Source organism: Streptomyces griseoflavus (assembly GCF_014649995.1).
In the GTDB taxonomy this organism is placed as follows: Bacteria; Actinomycetota; Actinomycetes; order Streptomycetales; family Streptomycetaceae; genus Streptomyces; species Streptomyces griseoflavus.
This window is the reverse complement of the sequence record NZ_BMUC01000019.1, coordinates 1-9000: the sequence shown is the minus strand read 5'-3', so window position 1 is coordinate 9000 and position 9000 is coordinate 1. Positions and strand designations below refer to the sequence as shown.

At 72.6% G+C, this 9000-nt stretch carries 8 protein-coding genes; 7 read left to right on the top strand and 1 reads right to left on the bottom strand.

Annotated features, from left to right (window positions below; translation table 11 throughout):
- Nucleotides 1-296: 296 nt before the first annotated feature.
- The 6 genes from IE172_RS29765 to IE172_RS29740 all read left to right on the top strand — a co-directional run bounded on the left by IE172_RS29765 (nucleotide 297) and on the right by IE172_RS29740 (nucleotide 6595).
- On the top strand, nucleotides 297-467 hold the full coding sequence (locus IE172_RS29765; protein ID WP_190100441.1) for a Trm112 family protein: 171 nt from the start codon (nucleotides 297-299) through the stop codon (nucleotides 465-467).
- A gap of 125 nt (nucleotides 468-592) precedes the next feature.
- On the top strand, nucleotides 593-1720 hold the full coding sequence (locus tag IE172_RS29760) for an SIS domain-containing protein (RefSeq protein ID WP_190100440.1): 1128 nt from the start codon (nucleotides 593-595) through the stop codon (nucleotides 1718-1720).
- 61 nt (nucleotides 1721-1781) lie between these two features.
- The gene (gene manA, locus IE172_RS29755) at nucleotides 1782-2933 is read left to right on the top strand and encodes a mannose-6-phosphate isomerase, class I (protein WP_190100439.1); all 1152 of its coding nucleotides are present in this window, start codon (nucleotides 1782-1784) and stop codon (nucleotides 2931-2933) included.
- Nucleotides 2934-3076: 143 nt separating this feature from the next.
- The gene (locus tag IE172_RS29750; RefSeq protein WP_190100438.1) at nucleotides 3077-4057 is read left to right on the top strand and encodes a cation diffusion facilitator family transporter; all 981 of its coding nucleotides are present in this window, start codon (nucleotides 3077-3079) and stop codon (nucleotides 4055-4057) included.
- Between the two features lie 315 nt (nucleotides 4058-4372).
- A complete protein-coding gene (gene ahcY / locus IE172_RS29745; RefSeq protein WP_190100437.1) occupies nucleotides 4373-5830 on the top strand; it encodes an adenosylhomocysteinase in 1458 nt (485 codons plus the stop codon).
- 150 nt (nucleotides 5831-5980) lie between these two features.
- Nucleotides 5981-6595: a hypothetical protein gene (locus tag IE172_RS29740; protein WP_190100436.1), complete on the top strand. Its 615-nt coding sequence runs from the start codon at nucleotides 5981-5983 to the stop codon at nucleotides 6593-6595.
- A 26-nt stretch (nucleotides 6596-6621) separates the two neighbouring features.
- Here the strand turns inward: IE172_RS29740 and IE172_RS29735 are convergent, their stop codons facing one another.
- Complete coding sequence (locus IE172_RS29735) at nucleotides 6622-7593, bottom strand: RDD family protein (protein ID WP_190100435.1); 972 nt, start codon at nucleotides 7591-7593, stop codon at nucleotides 6622-6624.
- Nucleotides 7594-7687: 94 nt separating this feature from the next.
- Between IE172_RS29735 and IE172_RS29730 the strand changes: the two genes are divergently transcribed.
- Entirely contained in the window at nucleotides 7688-8695 is a 1008-nt protein-coding gene (locus IE172_RS29730; protein ID WP_190100434.1) for a stage II sporulation protein M, read from the top strand.
- Nucleotides 8696-9000 lie beyond the last annotated feature (305 nt).

Sequence of the window (9000 nt, the reverse complement as noted above, 5' to 3'; positions counted from 1 at the left end):
GCTCCTCGTTTCCGCGGGCGGTCGTGCCGCTGGGGCGGCACGGGTGGGCGCGACGGCACCCGGTGAGTGCCGGGCTGGGCGTACATCTCCCGCCCCGCCTCGGCTCCTCGTTTCCGCGGGCGGTCGTGCCGCTGGGGCGGCACGGGTGGGCGCGACGGCACCCGGTGAGTGCCGGGCTGCGCGCACACCCCCCCGCCCAGCCCCCGCACCGCGCACCGCACAACCCCGCCCACCCCGCCGCCCGCCCCCCACCGGCGGTACCCTGACCAGCACATCCACCCAGCGAAGGAACCCCCATGCCCCTCGAAGCCGGCCTCCTCGACATCCTCGCCTGCCCGGCCTGCCACTCCCCCCTCAAGGAGCAGGACACCGAGCTGACCTGCACGGGCGAGGACTGCGGCCTCGCCTACCCCGTCCGCGACGGCATCCCCGTCCTCCTCGTCGACGAGGCCCGCCGCCCCGCGTAAACGCCCCGCGCAGGCGCACCGCACCGCTCCGCACCGCGAATCGCGCCCCGCGCATCACGCCCCGCGCACCGGGTACACCGCGCACCGACGCCGCCCCGCCGACCGGAGATCGGAGCCTGCCGCCCATGCTCGACGAATCGCTGCTCGACTCACCGGAGGGCCTCGCCGAGGCCGACCGCCGTGCCCTGCTCCGCGGCGCCGCCGAGGCCGGCGCCCGCGTCCGCACCGCCGCACGGCACGCCGCCGACGCCGGCGTCAACAACCTCGAACCCGACGGCCGCCCCCGCGCCGTGCTCATCGCCGGCCCCGGCGCCGCGGCCACCCAGGCCGCCGACCTCCTCGGCACCCTGGCCGGCGCCGGCAGCCCCGTCACCCGGCTCGCCCCCACCGGCGTCGCCCCCGCGGCGGGCGCCCTGCGGTGGGAACTGCCGGGCTGGGCCGGTTCCGTCGACCTGCTCCTCATCGCCACCCCGGACGGCACCGAACCCGGTCTGTCCCTGCTCTTCGAGCAGGCGTACCGCCGCGGCTGCACGGTCGTCGCCGTCGCCCCCGCCCGTACTCCGCTCGCCGAAGCGGTCTCCGGTTCCCACGGCCTGTTCGTCCCCATGGCCACCGCGCCCTACGACCAGGACGAACCCGTCGCGGCCGTCGCCCCCGGCGTCCTGTGGGCGCTGCTGACCCCCCTGCTCGCGCTCCTGGACCGAACCGGCCTGCTCTCGGCCCCGCCCGAGGCCCTGGAGAAGGTCGCCGACCGCCTCGACGGCATCGCCGAGCGCTGCGGCCCCGCCATCGTCACGTACAGCAACCCCGCCAAGACCCTGGCCGCGGAACTCGCCGACAGCCTGCCCGTCCTGTGGACCGAGGGCGTCTCGGCCGGTCCGGCCGGCCGCCGGTTCGCCGCCGCGCTCGCCGAACTGTCCGGCACGCCCGCCGTCGTGGCCGAACTGCCCGAAGCGCTCGCCGCGCACAGCGCCCTGCTCGCCGGCCGGCTCGCCGCCAGCGCGGACCCCGACGACTTCTTCCGCGACCGCGTCGAGGAGACGCCCGCCCTCCACGCACGCGTGGTGCTGCTCCGCGACCGCCCCACCGGCGGCCTCACCGCGGCCCCCGCCGCCCGCGAACTGGCGCTCACCCATGACACGCCGATCAGCGAGCTGGAACCCGAGGCGGGCGGCGAACTGGAGACCCTCGCGGAACTGATCGCCGTCACGGATTTCGCCGCCGTTTACCTGGCGCTCGCCTCCCGAGCCTGATCATGGCCGGGACCCCCTGACGTCACGCACCGGAACCGGCAGAAGGAACGCAGACAACCCCATGGACCGCCTGGACAACACCATCCGCCCCTACGCCTGGGGTTCCACCACCGCCATCCCGCGGCTGCTCGGCACCGAGCCCAGCGGCGAGCCGCAGGCGGAGATGTGGATGGGCGCCCACACCGGCGCACCCTCGCGCACCGGCCGGGGCACCCTCGTCGAACTCATCGAGGCGGCCCCGGAGAAGGAACTCGGCCCCGCATCGGTCGCCAAGTTCGGCCCCCGGCTGCCCTTCCTCCTCAAGCTGCTGGCCGCCGGGTCCCCGCTCTCCCTCCAGGTCCACCCCGACCTGGCCCAGGCGAAGGAGGGCTACGCGGACGAGGAGCGCCGGGGCGTCCCCGTCACCGCGCCCCACCGCAACTACCGGGACGCCAACCACAAGCCCGAACTGGTCTGTGCCGTCACCGAGTTCGACGGCCTGTGCGGCTTCCGCGACCCGCTGCGCGCCGCCGCGCTCCTCGACGGCCTCGGCGTGGACTCCCTGAAGCCGTACGTGGACCTGCTGCACGCCCAGCCCGAAGAGGCGGCCCTGCGCGAGGTCCTCACCGCGGTCCTCACCGCCGACCCCGAGGAGATGGCCCGCACGGTCGCCGAGACCGCCGCCGCCTGCGACCGCCTCGGCGGCGACTACGCCCCGTACGCCGGCATCGCCCACCACTACCCGGGCGACCCGGGAGTCATCGCCGCGATGCTCCTCAACCACGTCCGGCTCCAGCCCGGCGAGGCCCTCTTCCTCGGCGCCGGGGTCCCGCACGCCTACCTCGACGGCCTCGCCGTCGAGATCATGGCCAACTCCGACAACGTCCTGCGCTGCGGCCTGACCCCCAAGCACGTCGACGTCCCCGAACTCCTGCGCATCGTCCGCTTCGAGGCCCGCGACCCGGGCGTCCTGCGCCCCGAGGCCGGCCCCGACGGCGAGGAGGTCTACGAGACCCCCATCGACGAGTTCCGCCTCTCCCGCTACGTCCTGCCCGAGTCCGGCGCCGTCCACGACCTCACCCTCACCACCCCGCAGATCCTGCTCTGCACCGCGGGTTCCGTCCGGGCGGGCGAGCACGAACTGACCCCTGGCACGTCGGTGTTCGTCCCCGCGGGTGAGAAGGCGGAAGTGGCGGGTACCGGAACGCTGTTCAGGGCCACGGTCATCGCCTGACCGACCCTGCCGACGATCCGACACGCCGACGCCGGGACCGGCTGCAACAATGTCCCACCGTCACACGACGGGCCAGGCCCGGGCGGCGTACGAACGCGCCCGCCCGGGCCCCCACACGGCGTACGAAGGGACAACGCGAACACATGAGCGCGTCAGGCGGCACCAAGGCGATCGTGGCGGCACTCGCCGCCAACCTCGCGATCGCGGTAGCGAAGTTCGTGGCGTTCCTCTTCAGCGGGTCGTCGTCAATGCTCGCCGAGTCCGTGCACTCGCTCGCCGACTCCGGCAACCAGGGCCTGCTGCTGGTCGGCGGCAAGCGGGCCCAGCGCCGGGCGACCCCGCAGCACCCCTTCGGCTACGGCCGCGAGCGCTACATCTACGCCTTCCTCGTCTCCATCGTGCTCTTCTCGGTCGGTGGCATGTTCGCCCTCTACGAGGGCTACGAGAAGATCAAGCACCCGCACGAGCTGACGCACTGGTACTGGCCGGTCGGCGTCCTCGTCTTCGCGATCATCGCGGAGTGCTTCTCCTTCCGCACCGCCATCAAGGAGTCCAACGTCCTGCGCGGCAACCGCTCCTGGAAGGAGTTCGTCCGCCACTCCAAGGCCCCGGAGCTGCCGGTCGTCCTCCTGGAGGACCTCGGCGCGCTCGTCGGTCTGGTCCTCGCCCTCGGCGGTGTCGGCATGGCCCTGGCCACCGGAGAGAGCGTCTGGGACGGCATCGGCACCCTCTGCATCGGCGTCCTGCTCATCCTGATCGCCCTGGTCCTCGCCGTGGAGACCAAGTCCCTGCTGCTCGGTGAGGCCGCCGGCCCCGAGGAGACCCGGAAGATCGAGGCCGCCGCCGTCGACGGCGACACCGTCACCCGCGTCATCCACATGCGCACCCTCCACCTCGGCCCCGAGGAACTCCTGGTCGCGGCGAAGATCGCCGTCCGTCACGACGACACGGCCGCCGAGATCGCCACCGCCATCGACGCCGCCGAGTCCCGCATCCGCGAGGCCGTCCCGATCGCCCGCGTGATCTACCTGGAGCCCGACATCTACAGCGAGGCGGAAGCCGCCAAGGGCCCCGACCCCCAGGCCACCCCCGGCGGCCCCGCCCAGCCGGACACCGCTCACTAGGCGCGGCGGGGGCACGCGCCGTGACCGGCCGCCCCCGCACGACGCGACCGTCCCGGCGGCCCCCAAAACGGCCTGATGTGTACGCGGCCGGACTGGGGGCCGCCCGGTCCGGCGGTGTAGCTTGGGACGGAGCCAGACGTCGCTGCTGATGGCGGTCGGGCGGTCCCCCCGGGGGCCGGCCGAGGGAGAGAGGGCCTCCGACGGACTGCGCTGCGCGCACCGGGCATGCCTGTGTCCTCTTCGGGCACCCCTGTGTCCGCCGCCGCGCAGACCAGCCGTACCCACCTCGACCCATACACCGAGGAGCAGCTCGCAATGACGACTGTCGACAACCGACAGGACTTCAAGGTCGCCGACCTCTCCCTGGCCGAGTTCGGCCGCAAGGAGATCACCCTCGCCGAGCACGAGATGCCCGGCCTGATGGCGATCCGCAGGGAGTACGCCGACGCCCAGCCCCTGGCCGGCGCCCGCGTCACCGGATCCCTGCACATGACCGTGCAGACCGCCGTCCTCATCGAGACCCTGGTCGCCCTCGGCGCCCGGGTCCGCTGGGCGTCCTGCAACATCTTCTCCACCCAGGACCACGCCGCGGCCGCCATCGCCGTGGGCCCGGAGGGCACGCCCGACAACCCGCAGGGCGTCCCCGTCTTCGCCTGGAAGGGCGAGACCCTCGAGGAGTACTGGTGGTGCACCGAGCAGGCGCTGACCTGGCCGGACAGCCCCACCGGCGGCCCCAACATGATCCTCGACGACGGCGGTGACGCCACCCTCCTCGTCCACAAGGGCGTCGAGTACGAGAAGGACGGCAAGGCCCCCTCGCCCGACACCGCCGAGTCCGACGAGCACCGCGTCATCCTCGAACTGCTCAACCGCACCCTGGGCGAAGAGCCGCAGAAGTGGACCCAGCTCTCCTCGGAGATCCGCGGTGTGACCGAGGAGACCACGACCGGCGTCCACCGCCTGTACGAGATGCAGCGCGACGGCACCCTCCTGTTCCCGGCGATCAACGTCAACGACGCGGTCACCAAGTCGAAGTTCGACAACAAGTACGGCTGCCGCCACTCCCTGATCGACGGCATCAACCGCGCCACCGACACCCTCATCGGCGGCAAGACCGCCGTCGTGTTCGGTTACGGCGACGTGGGCAAGGGCTGCGCCGAGTCCCTGCGCGGCCAGGGCGCCCGCGTGATCATCACCGAGATCGACCCGATCTGCGCACTGCAGGCGGCGATGGACGGCTACCAGGTCACGACCCTCGACGAGGTCGTCGGCCAGGCCGACATCTTCGTCACCACCACGGGCAACAAGGACATCATCATGGCCTCGGACATGGCCAAGATGAAGCACCAGGCCATCGTGGGCAACATCGGCCACTTCGACAACGAGATCGACATGGCCGGCCTCGCCAGGATCCCGGGCATCGTCAAGGACGAGATCAAGCCGCAGGTCCACACCTGGACCTTCCCCGACGGCAAGAAGATCATCGTCCTCTCCGAGGGCCGCCTGCTGAACCTGGGCAACGCGACCGGCCACCCGTCGTTCGTGATGTCCAACTCCTTCGCGGACCAGACCCTGGCCCAGATCGAGCTGTTCACCAAGCCCGACGAGTACCCGACCGGCGTCTACGTGCTGCCCAAGCACCTCGACGAGAAGGTCGCCCGCCTCCACCTCGACGCGCTCGGCGTGAAGCTGACCACGCTCCGTCCCGAGCAGGCCGAGTACATCGGCGTCCAGGTCGAGGGCCCGTACAAGTCGGACCACTACCGCTACTGAGCCGACGCTCCCGTCGCGGGGAGCACGTCCACGCACGGACGCGCTCCCCGGCAGCAGGTCCATCGAGGCAGGCCCCCGCACCCCCGTGCCGGGGGCCTGCCCCATGGACGGACCGGAGACCCGGCCCAGCCGTCACGACCCAGGACCCCCATGCCCCGCGGCCGTTATTCGCTCCACGATCCGCACGATCACACCCCCCTCGCGGAAGAACACTTCCACTGCGCCCCCGGCCCTTCCGGCTGGCGCTACGTCTCCCAGCTCACCGCCCCCTCGGGCGACCACCTGGGCTCGGTCGACCTCGCCCTCGACGAACTGGGCCGCCCCATCCGCCTCGACTTGCACGCCGCGAGCTGGCAGGTCCGCGGCGCCGCCCTCGACGGCGTCACCTGGGTCCGCACCGACCCCACCGGAACCCACGCCACCGAAGGCAATGCGCGCGCCCACGCCTTCACCGGCTCGTCCCCCGCGTTCCTCGTCGCCACCGCCCGTCTCCTGCGCCTCACCCCCTCCACCGCGGCCGTCCGCGTACGCCTGGTCGCCCTCACGGACCCGGTCCTCGCCCCCCGCACGGTGGACCAGTCCTGGGCACTGGTGAAGAGAGAAGCACACCCCACTGACAACGGCCCCCTGACCGTCGACACGTACCAGGTCACAGCCCTGGACACGGGCGAGCAGTACGCGGTGCACCTCGCCGGCGACGTAGTCCTCGCCGCCCCCGGCGTCGAGCTGGAGGACCTCGAGTCACCGCCCTCGGTCTTCGACTGACCGCCCACCGACCTTCCCCGGCCCGCCTACGCCGGCGGGACGAACCCCGTCGACGGCCGGTCGCCCGGCACGTCCGCCGGGACCGCAGGCGGAACGGACGGCCGCACATCCGGCGGCACCTCCGCGGCGGGACCGGCCGGGTGCGGCGCCGACGGGTACTGTGCCGGCGGGTGCTCTGCCGGCGGAACCGGGAACGCGGTCACACCCGCCGGACCGGCGGCACCGGACTGTCCGCCCCCCATCGCGGTGCCGCTCCCGAACGCCCGACGGGCCTCCCGGGCCTGCCGCTCCTGCAGCACCGCCGCCAGATAGGCCGCGGGCGGCACCCCGGGCGGCACCGGCGTCCCGGTCCGCTCCGCCAGGTCCGCGGCCAGCCGCTCCGCCATCGACCAGCCGACCGCGGGGTCCAGCTGCCGCATCCGCGTCAGGTACTGGCGCACGGCGAGCCACAGACCGTCGGGCACCGCCGACAGGTCCAGCCCCGTGAAACGCCCGGCGAGCCACGGCGGGGGCGGCGGCACGAAACCCGCCTGCCCGGCCGGAACGCGCTCCCGCACCACGAGCGTCCCCGCGAACACGTCCCCGAGCCGCCTGCCGCGTGCAGAGACCAGCGAGGCGATGCAGGCCACGACCCCGAGCGTCATCAGAATCTCGATCACACCGATCAGGCCCCGCACCAGCGCGTGCCGGAACCGGATCGGCCCCCCGTCGTCCCTCACCACCCGCAGCCCGCACGCCAACTTGCCGAGCGACCGCCCGTGGCTGAGCGTCTCGACCACGATCGGCCCACCCACCAGCACCAGGACGAACACGGCGATCGACAGCGCCGTCCGCGCCGCCTCGTCCAGAGAGGCCGTGGCCGCCACAAGGCCGATCGTCACCGCGACGTACACGGCCACGGCGGCCGCCAGATCGAGCAGCACGGCCAGCGCCCTGCTGGGCAGCCTCGCGGGGCGCAGTTCCAGCGCCACCGCCTCGCCCGTCACCAGCTCACTCACGCCTGCCGCCCTTCCCTGGCCCTGCCCCGAACACCGTCAGTCTGCCAAGCTGATGATCCGACCGCCGACGAACAGCCGAGGAGCAGGCACACCGATGGACCTCGACGTCTTCGTCTCCGCCCACCGTGCGGAGTGGGACCGCCTCGACGCCCTCCTCGGACGCCGGCGCCGCCTCACCGGCGCCGAGGCCGACGAACTCGTCGTCCTCTACCAGCGCGCCGCCACCCACCTCTCCCTGATCCAGTCGGCCGCTCCCGATCCGCAGCTGACCGGCCGGCTCAGCCAACTCGTGGGACGCGCGCGCAGCGCGGTGACGGGCACGCGCCGGGCCTCCTGGCGGGACGTCACCCACTTCCTGGGCCACAGCTTCCCGGCCGCCGTCTACCGGTCCCGCCACTGGTGGGTACCCACGGCCCTGCTCTCCACGGCCGTGGCGGCACTGCTGGGCTGGTGGATAGGCACCCACCCCGACGTGCAGGCGTCCATCGCCGCCCCCAGCGAACTGCGCGAGCTCACCCGCCCCGGCGGTCAGTACGAGACGTACTACTCGAGCAACCCCGCCGCGTCCTTCGCCGCCCAGGTGTGGACGAACAACGCCTGGGCCGCCGCCCTCTGCCTCATCCTTGGCGTCTTCCTGGGCCTGCCGGTCCTCTGGATCCTCTTCCAGAACATGCTCAACCTCGGCATCGGCTTCGGTCTGATGTCCTCCGCCGGCCGGCTCGACACCTTCCTCGGTCTCGTCCTGCCGCACGGCCTGCTGGAGCTCACCGCCGTCTTCGTCGCGGCGGGGACGGGCCTCCGCCTCGGCTGGACCGTCATCGACCCGGGTCCCCGCACCCGCCGCACAGCCCTCGCCGAGGAGGGCCGGGCAGCCCTGGCCATGGCGATCGGCCTCGCCCTCGTCCTCTTCGTCTCCGGCGCCATCGAAGGCTTCGTCACCCCGTCGGGCCTGCCCACCTGGGCCCGCATCACCATCGGCGTCGTCGCGGAGCTGGCCTTCCTGGCCTACGTCTATGTCGTGGGCGGACGCGCCGCACGGGCCGGCGAGACGGGCGACCTCGAGGAGTCCGAACGCAGCGCCGACCTGCCCACGGCCGCCTGATGTGCGCAGCGGCCCGTCGAGCTGCTAGTCTCCTCTTCGCTCCACAGGAACCGTTGACACGGGACATGTGGGGAGGTAGATTCAAACAGTTGCCTGGAGACGGGGTCTCACCCCGGACGGCGACAGTGAGCATCTAGTCGCTTCTCGACGGAACGTTGATTCCGCGGAGGCACCTCCCGATAAATCGGAAAACGAAGGCCGGTAAGTCCGCCCTGAAACTTCTGATAAAGTCGGAACCGCCGGAAAGGGAAACGCGAAAGCGTGAACCTGGAAAGCACCGAGGAAATCGGATCGGAAAGATCTGA

Bases quoted from the DNA above. Each gene is read 5' to 3' on its own strand.
- IE172_RS29750 (WP_190100438.1), top strand. From the start codon at position 3,077: ATGAGCGCGTCAGGCGGCACCAAGGCGATCGTGGCGGCACTCGCCGCC.
- IE172_RS29760 (WP_190100440.1), top strand. From the start codon at position 593: ATGCTCGACGAATCGCTGCTCGACTCACCGGAGGGCCTCGCCGAGGCC.
- IE172_RS29730 (WP_190100434.1), top strand. From the start codon at position 7,688: ATGGACCTCGACGTCTTCGTCTCCGCCCACCGTGCGGAGTGGGACCGC.
- manA (WP_190100439.1), top strand. From the start codon at position 1,782: ATGGACCGCCTGGACAACACCATCCGCCCCTACGCCTGGGGTTCCACC.
- IE172_RS29765 (WP_190100441.1), top strand. From the start codon at position 297: ATGCCCCTCGAAGCCGGCCTCCTCGACATCCTCGCCTGCCCGGCCTGC.
- IE172_RS29740 (WP_190100436.1), top strand. From the start codon at position 5,981: ATGCCCCGCGGCCGTTATTCGCTCCACGATCCGCACGATCACACCCCC.
- ahcY (WP_190100437.1), top strand. From the start codon at position 4,373: ATGACGACTGTCGACAACCGACAGGACTTCAAGGTCGCCGACCTCTCC.